Annotated in this window: 13 protein-coding genes and 1 pseudogene; 7 read left to right on the top strand and 7 right to left on the bottom strand. The window is 68.3% G+C overall.

Going from position 1 to position 19,053, the window contains the following annotated elements:
- Positions 1 to 8: 8 nt before the first annotated feature.
- Positions 9 to 3,302 (bottom strand): P-loop NTPase, encoded by a 3,294-nt coding sequence (locus tag OG299_RS42395; RefSeq protein WP_327364983.1) that lies wholly within the window; start codon positions 3,300 to 3,302, stop codon positions 9 to 11.
- A 14-nt stretch (positions 3,303 to 3,316) separates the two neighbouring features.
- On the bottom strand, positions 3,317 to 3,655 hold the full coding sequence (locus OG299_RS42400; RefSeq protein WP_327364984.1) for a trypco2 family protein: 339 nt from the start codon (positions 3,653 to 3,655) through the stop codon (positions 3,317 to 3,319).
- A 226-nt stretch (positions 3,656 to 3,881) separates the two neighbouring features.
- On the opposite strand from OG299_RS42400, the gene OG299_RS42405 reads away from it, so the two are divergent.
- The 3 genes from OG299_RS42405 (at position 3,882) to OG299_RS42415 (ending at position 5,127) form a co-directional block, all read left to right on the top strand.
- The gene (locus OG299_RS42405) at positions 3,882 to 4,148 is read left to right on the top strand and encodes a hypothetical protein (protein WP_327364985.1); all 267 of its coding nucleotides are present in this window, start codon (positions 3,882 to 3,884) and stop codon (positions 4,146 to 4,148) included.
- 511 nt (positions 4,149 to 4,659) lie between these two features.
- Positions 4,660 to 4,890 (top strand): hypothetical protein, encoded by a 231-nt coding sequence (locus tag OG299_RS42410; protein ID WP_327364986.1) that lies wholly within the window; start codon positions 4,660 to 4,662, stop codon positions 4,888 to 4,890.
- A gap of 93 nt (positions 4,891 to 4,983) precedes the next feature.
- The gene (locus OG299_RS42415) at positions 4,984 to 5,127 is read left to right on the top strand and encodes a hypothetical protein (protein ID WP_327364987.1); all 144 of its coding nucleotides are present in this window, start codon (positions 4,984 to 4,986) and stop codon (positions 5,125 to 5,127) included.
- Positions 5,128 to 5,511: 384 nt separating this feature from the next.
- Here the strand turns inward: OG299_RS42415 and OG299_RS42420 are convergent, their stop codons facing one another.
- A complete protein-coding gene (locus OG299_RS42420; RefSeq protein WP_327364988.1) occupies positions 5,512 to 6,099 on the bottom strand; it encodes a hypothetical protein in 588 nt (195 codons plus the stop codon).
- 714 nt (positions 6,100 to 6,813) lie between these two features.
- Between OG299_RS42420 and OG299_RS42425 the strand changes: the two genes are divergently transcribed.
- From OG299_RS42425 to OG299_RS42435, 3 genes are read left to right on the top strand one after another with little or no spacing between them, the layout of a single operon-like run.
- Positions 6,814 to 7,518 (top strand): hypothetical protein, encoded by a 705-nt coding sequence (locus OG299_RS42425; RefSeq protein ID WP_327364989.1) that lies wholly within the window; start codon positions 6,814 to 6,816, stop codon positions 7,516 to 7,518.
- Between the two features lie 17 nt (positions 7,519 to 7,535).
- Positions 7,536 to 9,497, top strand: coding sequence for an ATP-binding protein (locus OG299_RS42430; protein WP_327364990.1), 1,962 nt, complete (start codon positions 7,536 to 7,538; stop codon positions 9,495 to 9,497).
- A 36-nt stretch (positions 9,498 to 9,533) separates the two neighbouring features.
- Positions 9,534 to 11,621 carry a hypothetical protein gene (locus OG299_RS42435; RefSeq protein ID WP_327364991.1) on the top strand — a complete coding sequence of 696 codons (2,088 nt, stop codon included), beginning with the start codon at positions 9,534 to 9,536 and terminating at the stop codon, positions 11,619 to 11,621.
- A 532-nt stretch (positions 11,622 to 12,153) separates the two neighbouring features.
- Here the strand turns inward: OG299_RS42435 and OG299_RS42440 are convergent.
- Entirely contained in the window at positions 12,154 to 12,291 is a 138-nt protein-coding gene (locus tag OG299_RS42440) for a hypothetical protein (protein WP_327364992.1), read from the bottom strand.
- Positions 12,292 to 12,465: 174 nt separating this feature from the next.
- Here OG299_RS42440 and OG299_RS42445 point away from each other — a divergent pair, with 174 nt between their 5' ends.
- Positions 12,466 to 15,714: a hypothetical protein gene (locus OG299_RS42445; protein WP_327364993.1), complete on the top strand. Its 3,249-nt coding sequence runs from the start codon at positions 12,466 to 12,468 to the stop codon at positions 15,712 to 15,714.
- Between the two features lie 35 nt (positions 15,715 to 15,749).
- Here OG299_RS42445 and OG299_RS42450 read toward each other — a convergent pair whose 3' ends face one another.
- From OG299_RS42450 to OG299_RS42455, 3 genes and pseudogenes are all read right to left on the bottom strand, one after another.
- Positions 15,750 to 16,079: a hypothetical protein gene (locus OG299_RS42450; protein ID WP_327364994.1), complete on the bottom strand. Its 330-nt coding sequence runs from the start codon at positions 16,077 to 16,079 to the stop codon at positions 15,750 to 15,752.
- 1,625 nt (positions 16,080 to 17,704) lie between these two features.
- A pseudogene (locus OG299_RS43015) lies at positions 17,705 to 17,908 on the bottom strand (helix-turn-helix domain-containing protein); the annotation flags it as partial.
- 307 nt (positions 17,909 to 18,215) lie between these two features.
- A complete protein-coding gene (locus tag OG299_RS42455; protein WP_327359902.1) occupies positions 18,216 to 18,977 on the bottom strand; it encodes a GntR family transcriptional regulator in 762 nt (253 codons plus the stop codon).
- Between the last annotated feature and the right edge of the window lie 76 nt (positions 18,978 to 19,053).

Raw genomic sequence — 19,053 nt, forward strand, 5'->3', positions numbered from 1 at the left:
GAGACAGCTTAAAGGGGGGCAGGCTGAGGGGGCTCCAAGCCGAGGGACTTGGCTTCGGCGATCTTTTTCGTGTAGTCACCCGGCGACTCGCTGGCCAGGCGCTGGTAGAGCTCCAGGGCCGCGCTGCGGGCCGACTCGAACTCCTGTAGGCGATCGAGAGCGAGCAGGGTGCTGGCGCGCCGCAGATGGGCGTCGGCGAGCTCCTCCGGCAGCTCCAGCCGTGCCAGGACGGTCACGGCTTCGGCGGCCGCGAGCTCGGCGCCTTCGAATCTTCGCGCGAGCGTCAGAAAGCTCACCTGGTTGTTCAGGGCGGTCAGGAGGCCTTGGGCATAGTCTGTCGTGTCGCGGAGCAATGAGCGAAAGATCTGTGCCGCCTTGTTGTTGACCCGGGACGCCACCGCCAGTCGTGATGCGTTGGCCAGTGTCTTGGCCTGCATGAGGAACGCTCCGCCGAGCAGCGGCAGGTGGTCCCGGCCGCGATCCGCGACGAGGCGCCTCGCCAGGGTGACGGCCTCGTCCGCGATCTCAATCGCCTCCTCGTGGGCGTCGGCTGTGGTACTGAGTTCCGCCAAGTCCAAGAGAGTCCGCACGTAGTCCCACTGTCGCGTGTCCGGATCGGAGGGGTCCAGCTGCCGTTGGATCGAGGCCGCCTCCCGGATGGCCTCCCGCACACCGGTGAAGTCGCCGAGATCGAGCAAAATCTCCGCGAGATGGCTTAGCGTGGACTCGAGTTCGGTGAGATAGGCGTCAGGTCTCTCCTCGGCTGCTGCCCGGCGGACTCGTAACGACTCCCGGGCCGCTCTCAGGGCCTCGTCCAGGTGCCCCGCCTGGTGGTGGTGGCGTGACAGCGTGTTGAGCGACCGCGCGAGATCCGGGCGTGCTCCTGCGTCGCTGGAGGCGAGTTCCCGGCGCATGTCGACGGAGGCCCGGGCCTTGTCCAGCGCTTCATTGAGGCGGCCGGTGGCGGCAAGGCCGTAGGAAAGGTTGTTCAACAGCCCGGCCACATCGGACGTACCAACGTCCCAGTCCTCCGGCCGCCAGCCGGAGAGCTCCGCCAGCGCCTTCTGCCCTTCGACCACGGATTCTTCGACTCGCTTGAGACCAAGGAGCGCATGGTTCCGTTGCGCCAGCAACATTCCCTTGAGGCAGGCCGGCACGTCGGGAACAGCGTCGAGGAGAGCCAGCGCGGACGCTGTAGTGCTCAATGCCTCCTCATGGCACTCGACGCCCAGGAGCCTAGTCGTGAGGTTGAAGAGGGCGCCCGCGCGCTGCACCGGGTCGTCGGCCGAGCGTTCTTCGGTGATCTCCGTGCACCGACGCAGCAGCCGTACGCTCCAGTCGGCCAACGCCCGGGTCAGCACAGGTGTCCGTAGCGCGAGTTCCTGCAAGTGCTGAGACGGCAGCAGATCCTCTGCCAGGATCACGTCCAACGCATCGATCAGCAGCGCCGGTTCCGCACTGCGTATCGCCGCCGCCACCAGACGGGGCGCCAGAATCCCCGGGGCATCCCGTACGGCCGTTCGAAGGACGTCTGACAGCCCGTCCGTCCATGCGGCGGCCCTGCTCAGCACCACCAGGGCGTCGACCATCTCCTCGTTGCCCAACTCCTCAACGAGACGCAGGAAGGTATCAGGCTCTTCCACGACCCGGGTACCGACCAGATACTCACCCAGAGGGTCGGGCTCCAGCGTGCCCCACTGCCAGATGTCGCCGACGGCGGACTCGGGGCGGGGATACAGGTCGCGCAGCCAGTCGGCGACGGCGTGGCGGACGGCCTCCGGCTGGTCGCCGAGGCGCGGCACGCGCCTGAGGATCGCGTGAGCACGCGTGCGGGAAACAGGCCTCACCAGCGTGGCCGTGACGACCGCGTTGCGCAAGGCAGCATCCCCCAGACTGGCGAGGGGTGCCTTCCGGGAGGTCTTCCTCCAGTACGCGGCCTCGTGCCTAAGCAGGGTGCCCTGGGCATCACGCACCGCGGACGGCGCATGGGGTGCGAGAAGACTCGCGAGAGCCGCCATGTGAATCTCCAGCACAGTCCGGGGTAAATGGCGCAGCATCGTGTCCGCGGCGGGAGAGAGGGGCGTGGGGAGGCCGAGTGCAGCGACCCCGCGGCCGAGATCGGTCGCAGCCGTGCGGAAGGCCTCGCGCGCATCCATGCCGAGCGACTCGGTGCCCGTGATCGACCAGCGCCGCGCGCGCTCGGCAAGATCGGCCGCCTCGGGGCCGCTCTCGCGCACCTCGTCCCACCAGCGGCCCACCGCGCGGGCGATAAGCAACACCCGGAAAGGGATCCCGCGCGGGCGGCGGACCAGCTCGTCCAGCAGCGAGCGGACCTGTTCGACGCGACTCTCCGCGTAGTCGACGACGAGCAGGACCGGGGCCGTGGTCCGGGCAAGCATGCGATAGTGGCCCGCGTTCTCGTGGCGGGTCAGATGCACGATTGCGTACCGATTGGCAGCCAGCCGGTGCCCCAGCTCACGTGCGATCCGAGACTTCCCGGCCCCGCCGGCCCCCGTGAGCAAAGCCAGCGACATGTCGTCGCCCGCAGTGCTCCACGCGGTCATCTCGGCGAGCAGTTCGCCGCGCCCGGAGAACCGCACCATCTCGGCGCGGGGGTGGAGCAGCGAGGCCACGGACTGGGGGACCAGGCGGGCAACCGCCTCCGCGCCGTCGGCGAACTCGGCAGGTTCCAGCTGTACACCCCGGTCGGTATGCCGGCGGATCAGCTCCCGGAAACCGGCGTCGGCCAGCAAGGCGTACGCGGGGACGGCCTCCAGCCTGCTGTGCGGCCAGCCCGGAAGGTCCGCCACCGCGACGCCGACGAGGACTCCGTGGCACCAGACAGCCCCGCCGGACATCCCGGCCCACGGCGACCTGCCCTCCGAGCCGAGTGGCGGGTTCCCAGCGATGTCCAGCACGTAGCGATCGGTCTCCACCGCCTCCATCGGGTCCGCCGAGCCCCGAAACGTTCCGGATCCAACCCGCCCCTCGCGGCCGGCTAGCGCGGAGAACCCGAAGACAGTGATCTCGGACGGGTCCACCGTGACGAACGTGCCCCAGCGTACGGGTTCCGGATCCGGTACGAGATCCTCGTCAGCCAGCAGCAGGGCCGCGTCGTAGGGCCCGTCGGAACGAGCCCAGACAACCTCGCAGCGGACGGGGACACCGCGGCGGGTGCGGACGACCGCGTGGCCCAAGGCGCCCAGGACGTGCCCCGCGGTCAGGACGAGGCGTGGTCCGAGGACGTAACCGGAGCCCTGTCCCGCGGCCTCCACCAACGCGACCCGCCGCCGCTCCTCCACCTAGGCCTCGACCCTCAGCGCCCGAAAGCGGAGTCCAGATCGCCGACCTCAGGCGGGTTGCTGTTGCTGATCAGGAGGGGGCTGCCGGAGGCACTCTTCGGGGTGAGGGCGAACTTCACGCGGTGGGTGTCTTGTTTCCCCACCTTGCCTGCGACGTCAGCCGACACCACGGCGCTGAAGATCCGGCTGACACCGGCCTTCGCCGTGGCCTCCTTCGTCAGCGTAAAGACGAACTCCAGCTCGATCGGCCCCACTTCGAACTGAAGGCCGCTCGACGCACCCGCGGCTGCCGCGCTCAACAGTTCTTCCCGCAGCGCCTGGACTGCCTCGCCCACCCGGATGTCGTCCGCCATGACCGCCCCCACTCCGTCTCCCTGCACCGGAACACTGCTGGACACTGTACGACCCGCAGGCGCCTCTTTGGTGGGCTCACCAGTCAATCGGATGCCTGCTTTCCCGGGTGCACGAAGTGGCCGTCAGCGAGCATCGCTGGCCACTAGCATCCAGCCGACGGCGGGCGCCGCAGCATCATGCGGAGCGGCGGAGTCGAAGGGCCATCTCGGGTATCGGAGTGAACGCATGGGTAACGACTGGACGAGGCTTACTCAGGAAGCGGGAGAACGCGGCGGTCCTGATGCTCTGAGGGATTTCTACCGGACGCAAGGGCAGAAGTCGGCGGTCACGTATATGGCGTGCCTCGCTGTGGCCTCGTGTGCGGCGTACGGAGTGAACAAGTACCGAAAGTACGCCGAGGACAAGAAGATGGATCGCAGGATCTCGGAGTTGGAGGCTGAGGGGAGCCATGCCGAGACGGAGGAGTGGCAGGGCGAGATTCCCACCGTGTAGGCGGAGAGCGGTCTTCCTGCACTGGTGGGTGTGGGAGCGGCGGTCACTGAGAGCGCCGTTTCACCGAGGTCAGGCCCGAACCGATGGGGTACGTAGGGCTCGGCCTTGTTCCAGGTGAGGGCTTCTGCGGCATCCATAGGCAACGACTGCCCCATCCAATGTGCCGAAGGGGACTGCATGCCCCGCCCCCTGACAGGGGGGCGTCTTCTGGGTGGTTCATTCCTTGGGAGGGAAGAGCTGGACCAGGCGTTCCCGCTGACGGTCGCCCAAGCCCCGGATCCTTCGCGCATCGGAGATGCCGAGGCCGATGAGGTGGCGGCGGCCCGGACCTTGCCGACGCCGGGGAGGGACTGCAGGAGGTGGAGCGCGCCGGTCATCAGCACAGCTGGCCGCCCCACCAGTCGGCCCCCTCACCCGCTGATGGCTGGGGCCGCAGCGCCCGGCCCCGGTCGGCCGGCCCGGCCGCTGTTCTGGGCTCGCATCCCTGTTCTGGCCGTCGTCGGGCCCGGAGATGGTGTTCGTCAAGGGTCTGCCGCTGGACCACCCCCGGATCGGTGAGCTGCAGGCCGAAGCAGCCATTGCCCCGTTCGTTCCCGCCTTCGCCCCGAGGCTTTTGTGGCGGGAGGAGGCGGGCGGGTGGCTGCTGCTCTGCTTCGAGGGCGCCAACGCCTCCGCGTGGGCCTGGTTCGGCAAGGCTGCGGCGACCACGTGGAGCCGGTCGCCGCAGCCTTGCGCGAGCTGAGTCTGGTGCAAGCCCCTGACGAGGTGCGGCTGACGCCGTGGGACCGGTGGGGCGAGTACTGCGACCCCGCCGACGCTGACGGGGGACAGGCTGGTGCATTCGGATCCGGCCGCCACCAACTTCATGGTCGAGCGCAGCGGCCGGGTGTGGATGGTCGACTGGGCGTGGGCGATGCGGGGCCCCGCCTGGGTCGACGCCGCGCTGTGGGGGTTCCGCCTGGTGCTGGACGGCAAGTAGAGCGTCGAGGAGGCGGCGCGCTGGGCACGGACCGTCCCCGCGCTCGCCAAGGCTCCTCGTGAGGGGGTGTTGGTTCTTGCGAAGGCGGAGGCTCGTTCCTGGGAGGCTTGGCGCGAGCACGGGATGACCGAGCTGGACGAGACGATCACAGCCGCCCGTGCATGGGCCGCGCACTGGCGCTGACGGCCCAACGCCACCCCGGGTACCCGGTGCTCTCCCTGCCAACCACGCTGCTGTTCAGGTGGCAGCGCACCGTCTCCCGCCGTGTTCCGGCGAGATGTTCGGCCCCCGCTACCGTGGCGGTGCGCCGAGCAGCGGCTGAACGGCCTTCAGGGTCCGTCAGCGCGGTGGCGGCCGGGGAGGAGCCGGAGGCCCGCCACCCGGTCAGGGGTGGAGGTAGCCGTTAACGTAGCGGCGGGCGGCGGTTTCGCTCGTGCCCAGCGCGGCCGCCATGTCCTTGAGTGGCACGTTGCGGGCGCCGAGTTCGTACGCTGCGTCCTGGCCGGTCCGGGCAATGACGGACCGCAGGTCAGCGAGGGCCTTCAATACGACCAGCGGTTCCTCGACGGTGAGGACATCGAGTTGCCGGACAAGGTCGGTGAGGAGACCGGTGAGCTCCGCGGGGAGCGGGACGGCTGCGTCCCGTACCACCGACACGTGGGCCTCGTAGTCACCGATCGGCCCAGACAGATCGACGTCCGCCTCATACAGCGGCTGGTCCCCGGCGAGCCTGGCCCAGTCGAGGGGGTACGCGGCCGCGCCCCGCCAGCTGCACGAGCAGCTGCCCCGCAGCAGCACGGCCCGGGGCCGCCCACGCCGGCCGTCGTACGCGTGCCACTCGGTCGACGACGGCCCGTCCGGACCGCTGCCCACGTCGAAGTAGACCGGGCCCGGCTCACTGCCGTCGGCCAGCAACACCCCCACCGACCCCTGATGCGCAGCCCCCAACGCCTCCAGCACCCTGTCCATCACGACCAACCCCTCCCCGCGTCCCGATCGAGCCGGCCCACCGTCCGGTCCACGACGTTCAGGGTGCCGTGACCTGGGCGCCCGCGTACTGGGATCCACCGAAAGCGGTACGGGACATGGAAGGTCAGGTTTCCCCTTCGCTGCTCGCAGCCAGCCGCGGAGGGGGGCGAGTTCGACAGGCTCGGCGCTGATGCAGGTGGGTTTACGGGCGGGGGCCGGCTAAGCGCGTGGAGGGCGGCGCGCAGGCGTTTGGCGCGGCCGGGCAGGAGTCAGGTGCCAGTGTGCTCCTCCTCGGTGGACAACTCAGTCGCGCGGTGCCCGTATTCACCGAGGATTCGGACCTGCTGCCGTTGACGGGAGAGGAGCAGAGTCGATGAGATGGAGGATTGCACCGCCGGGGGTGTGTCAGGGTCGCGGGTGCATGGATTGGGCCGCCGCCAGCACATTTAGAACAAGGGGGGGCCGTGACCACCATCGACGGGTTGGGGCCGCGCTCCAGCCGGGCTTGGAGGTTGCCGTCCCGGTGCATGGCGACGGGCCCCAGCAGGGGCAACTCGACCGCAGCCACGTTCGCCTGCATGGCTTTCACGAGCACCGTTTCGGCGGCGGGCCGCCATACGCCCGTACCCGGGTGTGTCGTTCGTCGGATGTCACGATTTGCGGCGGGAATCTGAAGACGCCATGGGCAGAGCGTGTGCGGCTCACTACTCTGGCGCAATGGATCACAATGGAGCGGGCACGGAACCTGAAGGGCGGCCAACCAGCCGCGAGCAGGACGCCGTCCGCATTCTGTTGTTGATTGACGGGGCCTGCGAGCCACTCTCCGTGCCGGAGCAGGCCGAGCCCGCGCTGCAGCAGGCAGTCGGGGTCGTGCGGACGCAGGTCAAGCTGCAGAAGCTCGATTTCTGGCTGCGGAACCCGGACTTCCTCGCCAACGAACTCCTCAACGGCTACGAAACCACTGGCGAACTTCAGCTCTTGGAGCAGGCTGCGGTGATCCTGGATTCCGAAGAACCGGAGGTCCGCCGATACCCGATGCTTCGCCACCATTTCGGCGCCTATGGGTGGCTGGATGATGCCCTCGCGGTTCTGCGTAGTGCCGGATTGATCATCCGGCAGCGGCGCGGAACGATCGAGCGCGTGCGCCAGCACGACTACTACCTGCTGCAGCACGGCCGCCATGTGGTGCGGAAGATCATCCGTGAAGCGCCGGCCTTCGCGTACTACGTCGAGCGGGTCGGGCTTGTCCTTGCCCTCGCTGGCGACAGGCGGGGCAGCGAGCTGAAGGACATGCAGTACAGGATCCCCGAGTACGCGGAGACGCCCCGGGGACAGGAAATTCGGTCGATCAGCGCGAAAGCACGAGTGCGCCTGGCGGCGCTTCGCCAGGAGCTCGCGGCGCAAGGAGGGGGACAGGCGTGAGTGCACCACAGGCTGAGATGGCCCTGGAGGACAGGATCGCGAAGAAGGCGGACGTTCCGGTCGACGACGTCCGTGACGTGTTCGCAGCCTACGGCCTGCCCCTCGTCGTCTCTCCTGCCCGCGCCCGCCCGTTGCGCGTGCATCGGCTGCGACTGGCCGGGGAGCGGACCGGCGACGTCCAACCGGGTCCGTTTGACACTCCGCTCGACTTCTCGGAGGGCCTTACCGCCTTCGTGGCGTCGAACTTCCGGGGTAAGAGTTCGGTGCTGGAGCTGGTGACATGGTGCCTGCGAGGAACCCGGCGCGACGTACTAAAGGCCCGGGTTCGCCGCTGGCTCCGGCATGTCGATCTGGACGCGACTGTCGCCGGCACCCCCATGGCGTTCCGTCTCGACCTCGCAGAGGGGGAGATCACCTCCGCCGTCGTCTTGACCGGCCAGGACATCACCGCGCTCGAAGGAGTACGCGCGCCTGACCCCGGCCAGGGGATCACATCCTTGCTCCGGGCAGGAAGCACGGCGAGCTACGCGGAGCAGATCGCGGGACTGATGCTGGGCCGGATGGACCTGCAACCCCTTCTCAACAGCCGAAAGGAGACCAGCACCACAACGCACGGGTGGCCGTCGTACTTCGGGGCTATCTACCTCCCCACCGGCGCCGACAAGCCGCTGATGGGCGACGTCATGGTCGACGGCCTGTCGGGACGCCTGCTGCAGGTCTTCCTGGACCTGCCGGCCGCCGCGGCTCTGACCCGGGTCAAGACGGTCCACGACGTGCGGGTCGCCGGCAACAAGGCACGGCGCAAGGAGGCCGAGGCGGCGGCTGCCGCGCGCACGACGGAGCGGGACCGCCTTCAGGGTGAACTCGGCAAGGCTCAGGATCTCCTGGCCAGCTTGAGCCCGAGCGGCACGAGCGATGTCTCGCTGGTCGACCTCGCGCACACCGCCATGGACCTCGCGCAAGCCGTAGCCGACGCGCAGGACGTCTGGGAGGAAGCGGACCATACGTTCCGGCGGGCGCGTACGGAACGACAGCACGCAGCCAAACTCCTCAACGACGTCACCGAGAGCGCGACCGCCCGCCTGCTGTTCCACGGGCTCAACCCGACCAGCTGCCCGCGATGCGACCAGACCATTGACGACGAGCGCCGCCGCGAAGAGCGCCAGGCGCACACGTGTGCGGTCTGTAGCAGGGAAGTGGTGGGTGACGACGAAGACCCGCAGGCCGTGACCGCCGAAGCCGAGACCCGACTCGAAGCCACCACCGCTGCCGAAGAAGCCGCGAAGACCGAACGCGAGCAAGCGCGAGCCGACGTTCAGCAGCTCACCGGCCAGCTGGAGGAGACCCAAGCAGAGTTGCGCCGAGCCCAGTCGGCAGCCGACCTGCCAGCCCGGCTCGCGGCACACGAAGCCGTTCTGCGCCTCGAAGGCGCACTCAGCGTGCTGCAAGTCCCACAGGAGACCCCTCCGGACGAGGCGGAGGAGAAGGCAATCCGCATCCTGGATGCCGCTGCTGGGCTGCTTGAGCGCGACAGCAAGGCAGCTGCCACTCAGCTCTTCAAAGAGATCAACGAAGAGATCGCCAGTCTCGCCATCCGGTTCGGTTTGCCGTCCTTGGAGTCGGTGTCCATCGACCGCGCGGCACGTCTGAAGATCTACCCCGTCGGCAGCCCACAGGAATGGTTCCAAGACCAGACTGCCGGCGAGAAGCTGCGGCTACGTGTCGCGGTGGCCATCGCTCTCCTGCGGATCGGTCGGCGCAACGGAGTGTCGACTCACCCCGGCCTGCTGCTGATTGACAGCCCGAAGTCCGAGGAAATGCAGTCCGCAGATGCCCATAAGCTCTTCCGTGAACTGGCCGCGGTCGCAGCCGACAACGAGCTCCAGGTCCTCCTCACGACGGCCGACTTCGATCTTGCCAACGCCACCCTGCCCGAGCACACCATCCGACAGGCGGCCGAAGGCGCTCCGCTGTGGTGACCACTGTCTGGCACAGCACGAGGAAGGACGAAAGACATGCTCCAGCTCGCCGACCGGCTCACTGAACTGGCCACGGGCAGCGAGCCCATCACCTTTTCAGCCATCGGACTGCCCCCCGACACGGTGGTTGGCCAAGCCAGCGACGTAGCCGCCGGCCCCCTCGCACCCTTCCTCGCTGAGGCCGTCGCCGACGCCTACAACCGCGGGGACGAGCAGTGGCAGACCGTCGGAACGACCATTCCACCAGGCCTCGCCACGCAGCCCAGCGTGCTCCACCTCACGGCCTCGCTCGACGCCTTGCTCGACAGCGCACCGGCCGCCAAAGCCCTCGGAAAGCCGCTAACCAACGCCCTGCTAAACGATTTCCTAGCCCGAGTCGAAGCGACGCCGTTGCTGGCCGCCGCCCAGCTTGAAGGAGCCGTGCGCCTGGCGATTGCCGAAGCCGTCAGTCCCTTCAAGGTGTGGCAAGCCCTCGAAGAGGTCCCCGCCGACGGCCCCGAGGACTTCCTCGAGCGGCTGCCGCGGATTCTCGGCCTCACGCTCGACCGCTGGGCCCATGAGGACACGATCGCTGACCGCGTCCGAGACCTCCTCGTGCAACTCACGCATGACGAAGCCGCCGACGCCGATGCCATGTTCGAGCTCGGCTGCGACCTTTTGCGCCGTGCACTCTCCTCCAAGACCGTCGGCGACGTGAGCACCCACCTGGTCCAGGCCTGCAGGCACTTTACGAGAGCCGCCCAAGCCGACGAGGCCCGCCACGACGCAGAGACCTTCGCAGCCGTCTGCGACGCGATCATGGCATTCAGCCGGCACGACTCGAACGCCATCGCCGATGCCGCCGACCGGGTTGCGAACCTCCTCGACCAGCGTGAGGCGTGGATTTACCGCACCCACCAGCCCGCCTGGCTCCAGCCAAGACGCTCGGCCGAGATCGCCTGGCACGAGCTTGTCCTGCAACTGCGTGGCGCCGCCAACGCCCTCAACGAGGATGCCTGGCTGGACGGCTGGGAGGCCCTGGGTACCGTACTCACCGCTTACCAGGCCAGCCGCACCGTCCAGCCGATGACCGGCGACGGCGGCCATGGGCTCGCCTTCCTGGTCCAGCCAGTGATCGAGGACAGCTTCCTGCGGCAGCAGGCCTTCCTCGCCCAGCTGCGCCGAGCCACCCAAGAGACCGAGCGCCACGCGGACCGCGGTTTCGATGCGGAGACGGCCAACGCACTGCTCAACGCGATTGAGAACACCTCATCACGGCGCGAAGCCCGCGATGCCAGCGCGTCGGCAGGTCAAGATCATTCCGAGGAAGATGACCCCGATCGGGCCCCCTTGGCCTATCTGCAGCGCCGGGCACCGACCCTGCTCATTCTCTTGGGAGCCGATCAGGCTCTGCGCATCGCTGCCTCCCTGGACGACGCCCAGCTCCTCGCCATCGAGGGGATCGCTCACGACAGCGACGTCGCCCGTCTCGAAGCCACCGACCCGCTCATCGTCCCCAAGCTCGACGAACTCATGGGAGCGCTGACCGAGCATCCCGCGTTCACCGGTGAGACGCGAAGGACCTTCTCGGCCCTCGTGAAACAGACCCTGCTGTTCCTCAAGAGCCGCTCCGACCTCACCCGCACAAACCTTGTCGGCGGCAGCAAAAAGGATGAACCTCCTCCTTTCGACTACCGGCGCAAGCCCGAAGGAAGCAAGGCCCGTAAGCCGGTCGAGGCCGACCTCCAGCGCGACTTTCATCAATGGCTGCAGATGGGCCCTCTGCACAACGCCGTTAGTGTCGAACCCGTCGACGTGGCCATGGGCCGTGGGGACGTCATGGTGCACTTCGGCAGCCTGCGCTACCTCACCGAAATCAAGCAGGACGATTCCGACAACAGCCGGCAGTACCTGGAAGGCCGCTACCTCACACAGACAGCCGAGTACAGCAACACCAACGCCCCGTTCGGACAGCTCCTCGTCCTCGACCTCACCTCCAAGACTGCGACCAAGGGCAACCTTCGGGTCGACGAGAGTGTGTGGAGCACTACTCATAGGCCGCGCGGAGCAAGCGTGGACCGGGCTGTCGTCGTCGGCGTCGTCGCAGGCAACCGCACAACCCCGTCCAGCTACTCCCGGAAGTAGCTGGTCCCGGACGGCCGGCCAGTCGCTTTTCGAGGCGGTGCCTTCAGCGATACCAGTCGAGGGGTTCCGCCGCGTAGGTGCCGTCGGACAGAACGGCGTCAGTCAGCTCGAAATGTTGCCGACGGTCGCCGTTCGGCTCCGGCCGTGTGACGACGGTTCCGGCGGGCCGGCTGCTGGCGATCTGGACCGCTTGGCCGTCAGGGGCCCGTGCACCGATCAGGGTATAGGCGCGAGCGGGCCGCGTCGCCGACCCGTCTTCGCGCGGTGCAGCGCTGCACCGCGCACCACGGCGACGGCGGGACCGGGCGACGAGGCCAACGTCGGTGACGTGAGGTCACCGCGCGTCCGTGTTCGTTCCTGTGCTCAGGCGGTGCAGGCCCGGGAAGCGTGGCGTGGCCGCGGGCCCTTCGGCGGCTGTACCGGGCGCCCCAGGGCAATGCCGGACTACAGCGTCGGTTCCGTCTGGTTCGCGACGCGCATCGGCCCGTCCCGCGAGTATCACGGGGTGGGCCGCGTGTTGGTCAGCCGCGGATCACGACAGCATGTCGAGGAGGGCGTGGAAGGCCTCGCTCAGAACGACCTTGAGAACCAGCCGTAGGACTGCCTCGGAGATGCCCGCCCAGTCCAACGAGCGGATGGCCTTTCCAATGGACAGGAGGTAGCGCTTCATGGGTTGAGCCCCTTTCAGGTCGGCCCGGTACCTTGCCGGGCGGCTGATGAGAACACCACCTGTTCGGGGAGGGGTTCGGCGAGGCGCTGTGAGCGGCGATCCGGCCATCTCCCCAGGCCAGCACGGGAATCGGCTAGTGTTCGGCCAGGGTTCGATCCGAACAGGGGAGGACGTGTGGGGACCGACGGGGAGAGCGTGCGGTCACTGGCTGAGGAGCTGCGCACGCTGCTGGGCGCGTCAGGATGCTCCTACACCCGGATCATCTACCTCGGCGGTCGCGTGGGGCCGCGGATGAGGTTCACGAAGTCGTCGCTGAGCGGCTGGTTTAGCGGCAATGCCGTTCCCTCCAATCGGGCCGACTTCGATTTCCTGATCGAACTACTGGAAGCCCGGGCCGCACTCAGGAATTCGGGGCACCCCCGTAGAAGCCGGGGGGAGTGGGAACGGCTCCGCCGGAAGGCCGAGGTGGAGCGTCGGGCTGCCGGTCGCAGGACGCACCCTGGCGCCATCGCAGAGGCGGACCGGGCGCCGGTGAGACCGCCGCCCAGGGAATCCTGGCTGCAGGACGGCCCGGATGACGGCGGGAACAGCCACCTTCCGGTCCTTCAGGTTCCGCTGGCCGAGTTGGAGATCCACCACGCCCCGTTGCCTGGTCGCACCGATCGTGCAGATGACCAGCCAACCCCATACCTGGAGCGTTCCTTCGACGCGGAGCTCCGGACCCAGATGACGGCCGTGCTGGCTGGTGGGTCCTCAGTCTTCGCGGTTCTGATCGGGGAGTCGTCCACGGGCAAGACACGGGCGCTGTACGAAGCGCTTGTCGCTGTGGCCCCCGACCGTCCACTGCTGCGGCCTGCTGGCAGCCAGGACCTGCTGGACCTCATCGAGGACGGTGGCATTCCGCCGGGATCGGTGCTGTGGCTCAACGAGTCACAGCGCTTCCTTGACAATGCTCACGGCGAGAAGGCCGCCGCGGCTCTGCACCGCCTCCTGCGACGACAATCCGGTCTGCTGGCGGTCGGCACGCTCTGGCACGACCCCTACTGGAGGCAGCTCACGCAACGAGCCGTCCCCGGCGATCCGCACAGCCACGCACGGGCACTGCTGACCGGGCCTCTGTCCGTCCCTATTCTTCTGCCTGCAGAGCTTTCCCGAGCTGAGCGCCGCGAATGGTTCGGCCTCGCTCAGCGCCGACGCGACCAGCGGCTCCTGCACGCCCTGGACGCCGGCCGCTCGGACGGAAGGGTGATCCAGCATCTCAGCGGCGGCCCCGAGCTGCTCAGTGCCTACAGAGCCGGGCCTGGGAGGAGGTTCGATCACTTCGAATGGGAGCTGATCGCCGCGGCTCTTGGGGCACGCACGCTAGGGCACCGGACTCCGCTCACCGCCGAGCTGCTGATCGATGCAGCCGACGGCGAGCTGACCTCGCGCCAGCGAACCATCGACCCGGACCGGGCTCTTGAGGCAGTGAGCAGCGCTGACACGCACTGCGTGCTGCCCGCATTGGTCCGGGTCCGTGCCAGCATTCGGTCTCAAACCAGATACGAGCCTGCCGACTACCTCGACCAGCACTCTCGGGCCAGGCAAATTCTCGGAACCGCAGCGCTGTGGGAGGCCCTCGCGACCCACGCCACGGACCCGACGGACCTGGGAGAGCTGGCCAAGTCGGCCGACAAGCGAGGATTTCACAAGCTGGCCGTGTGTCTGGGTAAGAAGGCTGTCCTCGCTGGGAGCCACCTTGCACCGGCCGAGCTGATCGGCCGACTCACCCGGCCTCTCGATCCTCTGCAGGAGGGCGCCCGTTGGGTCGCCGCCCACGCGAGCCTCACCGATCCGTGGGCTGTCGCCCACCTGGTGAGGACTCTACGTTCGTCAGGTGTCCCGCACGCCGTAGACGTCCTCAGGGACCGGACGTATCCAGCGCCGGCCAGCAACCAGCCCGGCGCGGTAGTGCGGCAGCTCGAGGTCCTGCACGACATCGGAGCAGAGCGGTCACTGCAGCTGGCCGCCGCACGGGCCGTCGCCGAGACCGAGATGACTGATCCCGGCGCCGTCGCGGCCCTGCTCCAGATCCTGAACACGGCCGGCCTACGGGAGACGAGCGCCCACCTGCTCGGCCGAGACCCGGTCGGACAAGCGAAGCTCTCCCCGCTCGCCCCGCTGGTGGACCTGTTGACGGCACTCGCGGACGCCAACGAAACGCACCACTTCACAGCCCTCGCGCGACGCGCCGTCGCAGAGGCCAGTCTGACCGATCCGCGTGCGACCGCTTCGCTGCTGACCGCCCTGCGCGACGCCGGCCCCGGTGGCGCCCAGGCGTTTGCCCACCTCCGTGGCCGCAGGCCCGCCGAACAGGCCGATCTAGCCGACCCGACGCACGTGGCCGATCTTCTGCACACGCTGTACAAACTCGACGAGCACGAGGCCCACCAGGTCCTGGCACAACGCGCCGCCGACACCGTGGACGTCACTGACCCGGCCGCCGTCGCCACCGTGCTGCTGGCACTTCACGAGACACAGGCCGACAGAGCAGTGGACAGCCTGCTGCGCCGCGACCCGGCTGACCTGGTTTCACTCAGCAGGCCATACCTGGTCCACGATCTGCTGGATGTGCTGGCCTCCATCGGCCAGGCCCCGTCCTTCGTCCGTCTGGCCCACCGCACAGCCGTCGAGGGAGACCTGACCTCCGCCAACTGGACGGCTGCTCTACTGAGATCCCTGCGTGAGGCAGGTGCCAACGACATCATCACCCAGTTGTTGAGCCGACAGCCGGCTGAGCATGCCGACCTGAGCGACCAGCACCTCACGTTCGGCGGGTGGTCGGGACTCGTCGACCTCGTTGCCGAACTACACGCCGTCGCCGACATCACCGGTGTCGACACCCTGACCAGGCGGATCGCAGACGAAGCCGACCTGGACGATCCAGTCCATGTCTCTGTGCGGCTGAAGTACCTTCACGAGTCGGGGGTTCCCCGCGCTGCCGATGCCCTTGCCCTGCGCATCGCTGCCGACACGGACGTGACACACCCCAGCACAACCGGCTTGCTGCTATCCGCCTTACATGAGGCCCACGCGGCTGAAGCAGTCGATCTGCTGCTGCGTCGCGGCCCGTCACGCGAGGCCGATGTCACCAACCCCGGCATCCGCCTGCTCCTCGAAGCCCTGGACCAGGCCGGCGCCCATGGAGCCGTCGAGGAACTCCTCGCACGCGATCCTGCCGAACACGTTGACCTGTTTCACCCGAAGGACGCGGCCCGCATGGTGGACACACTGCAACACCTCGGCGCACAGCAAGCCGCACAAAGGCTCACCGAACGGGTGGAGGAGCAGGGACTCGCCCACCCGGAAGGTCACGACGCCGTCTACGGGTACGAGATCGACGGCCGCCCAGCCGCCACGTGGACCTGGAACGACCTAGACTAACGATGAGGCTATTCATCCCCGACCTGAACAGACCATCATTGACGTTCCTCGGTGGCGCCCCGGCAGCCCTGGTCGTCGCCGCCCTTCTTAGCGATCAGCGCGCTCTCGCCGAAGGCCGGTGGGAGCCCAGGGCGGGTCGGCGGCGGCCTCTGCGCGCGGAACTGCTGAACTGGCTGGCTCCGTTCGCGGACATCGCCCGCCGGGATGTCGAGGACGGTGTCGGCACGGCGCAGGATCTGGCTGCCGCACGTGCGGCGCGGCCGGCACTCCAGGCTCGCGCAGTGGTCTTCTGCGAGGACGATCCGCAGATGAGGGAGGCTGCGCTCGCGGCCACCGCCCCTGTTGCTGGCCGATCCCGTCCTCACCCCGTCCGTACCCCGGTACGCCCCCCGCCGTGCGCGCCATCCTGGCCATGATCGGGGACTCGTAGTACCGGTGGATCGCCTGGGAACCGCTGGCGGCCTGGGACGAGGACATCGCCGGTCTCGTCGGGGTAAAGGAAGAGCACCGCACAGCCCTGGACCGGGCACACGCCCGGGTGGACGACTGCCATCGGCGAAGAGCACCCCTCGTGACCTGCAGGTTCTTAGGTGCTTTGCGTGTTCTTTGTCATCTGCCGGAGGTGCGGAGGTGCTGTTATGGCAGAAGCCTAGGGCGTGACGTAGTCCATGCACCAGCAGCGAGATCGGGGTCGTGGCGGTCATATTTGTCGTTGGGCGTAAGCCGCGAGTTCGGGGTGCTCCCGTATGAGTTGTTCTCGCAGTCGGCGTACTTCCTCGGCTTCGGCGGCGGCGCGCTGTTCGGCTTCGGCATGGTCCTGAGCTGAGCGGGACCGCTCGGCATGCTCGGCATGGGCTTCATCGAGCATGCGTTCCCACCGGATTGCCTGTCGTAGCCGTTCGGCTTCCTGCGCTGCCTGGGCCTCGGCGACGAGTCCTGCCGTCGCGCGCTGGATCTCAGTCTGCTCTGCCCGGTCCCGGCACTGCCGGCACAGCCCGTCGTCGGGTCGTGGTCCTTTGCCGGCTGCCGAGCAGTCCTCGCCGTCGCATTCCCACCACCGGAGCTCCGCGACGTTCCCCTGTGGGGTGGGCACTGGGCGCTGGCGGCGGTCTGCCCGGCGTTCTGCGCATTTGGGGCATGCGTCGTCCAGGTGGAGGGTTGTTCCGTCCTCGCACATCAGGTCAGGGCAGTCTGTGGACGGGCGCACCAGCCCGACTGCGACTCCGACGGGGGAGGCGAGTTCTCCTTCGGCCAGGGCGCGGGCGTAGCCGTGCGTCCACCAACGGCGTTGGATCCGCTCGAGTAGCTGCTGGGGGGTCCGTCCTGCGTCCAGGGCGTGCAGGATCGCCTCCCGCAGCACTGCCGGGGGGTGGGGCGGCAGCAGAGCTGCTAGCTCTCGCGGCCATCCCGCTTCAACGGCTCTGACCGAGTCATCCAGTCCCGGCGACATCCGTATCCGGGTCGTCTTCGGTGACCTGGCTGCCGGGATGGGCGTGCCAGCGCCTCGGGACGCGGCGTAGCCGCTGGCCCGTCGCGGGCTACTACCTGTTGTGGCCCTGCGGGCGTCATCGGCGCTACGCGCCGCAGGCGCTGTCGGGGTTTCTTGAGAGGGGAGGGTTATAGGGGAGGGTTGGGGGACTGCCAGTCCCCCCTGCGGGGATTGACAGTCCCCCCTTCCTCGGGACTGAGAGTCCCCCCGTCCGCCGGATTCGAGGGGTTTTGCGGGAGGGGACTGAGAGTCCCCTCCCTGGGGGCGTGGCTTTCCCTTGTCGCTGCGTTCTGTTCGCGGTGGGGCGGGTGGCAGTGTGGGGCGGGTGTGCGGTGTGAGTGGGGGCAGGCCGCGGTGTGCCCGGTCCTCGTTGACCCGTGTCAGTCGTTCGGGGCCGTACCAGGCTGCCGGGATCTGCAGGTCGTAGACCTTGGGGCGGGCGTGCGCGGGGATGTACCGGGCGGCTTCCTGGTCTCCCAGCGTGATCACACCCCGCTCGGCGAGCCAGGCCAGACGCCGCTGCACGGTCTTGACGTCGCAGAGCGCGATCCGGGCCAGCGTCCGCCGCGACGGGAAGGCATTGGTGCCGTCCGGATCGGCTTTCTCTGCCAGGCCGGCCAGCAGCATCCGGTCCGTCGTACTGTTCACGGGGCTGTCATGCAAAGCCCACAGGATTGGCTCAAGCGCCACCGTGCACCACCACATCCAGGGCGAACCCGTTGATGCCGTGTACGGGGGCGTGTGGCGCCCTCGGGATGATTCCGCATAAGCTCATGGCTCAGCGCACCTCTCAGTTCACGCAACTAGGTGCTCTTCCCCGCGCAGGCGGTCCAGGCCTGTACGAGGACCTGCGAGCCCCGCCACCTGTGGCGGGGCTCGTTCGGTTCGGGCGAATCCTCACGCCCTACAAAACGGCGCCGATGCCACCGGCTTGGTCACCGATGCGCCCCATGTGGCATCACAGCCGGGCAACGGCGCAGCCGGTGAGTCACCGGTGAGGTTTCGCGGCCCGCTACGGCACCCCGCCGGCCAGCGGCAACTCCCCGTAGTGCAGCTCCAGACGGTCGGCAGCGCCCACCACGCGTAGGGCTTCCAGTGCGAGGCCGCTGCCGCTGCGCACCACACGCTCGATACACAAGACCGGTACCCGCTCCCCGATGCCGAGTTCCGCGGCCTCTGCCTTCGTCGGCGGCCGGGCTGTCACCGTCTCGCTCGCGGTTTGGGGATCCAGCCCAGTTGCGGTCATGGCCCCGAACACGCCGCCGACGATCTTGCCCGGCTCATCGAGTCCGGCCGCGGCAGCCACTTCGGCCGGATAGTAGGCGTCCTGGACCTGCACGACATCCCCGTCGATCACGGCATGCCTGCTGCGGCGAACAGCAGGAGAGCCGGGTTCAATCTCGAGCAACGAGGCAATCTCCCTCGGAGCGGAGATCCGCTCGATGGACAAGGCAACGACGCTGCCCTCCAGACCCACCGCGGTCGTTGCCGTCTCCCACGGCCCCTTGTCCCCACCCGGGCGAAGTACAGCACCGTAGCGGCTCAACGGGACGCGAACGCGAGAGCGGTTGCGAACAACCGTCCCAACTCGCGGCTTGCGCACGACGAAACCACGGTCGACGAGCTCCCGGTAGGCCCGTTCAATGGACGGTTTTGACTCTCCCTGAGCCATCAACTCCACGGTGGTCGGCATTTTCGCACCGGGCGGAAACTCATCCGACTCGATGCGCTCCGCCAAGCGGTCGGCCAGGTCGCGCCATCGCTGCAACGGCATGTGGACCCCTCCCTGTCTTCTGGTGCGAACCAGTACATCACATTAACCATGGTTGTTCTTAGGGTTGTTGATGGAC

It is taken from the genome of Streptomyces sp. NBC_01296 (genome assembly GCF_035984415.1).
Lineage (GTDB): Bacteria > Actinomycetota > Actinomycetes > Streptomycetales > Streptomycetaceae > Streptomyces.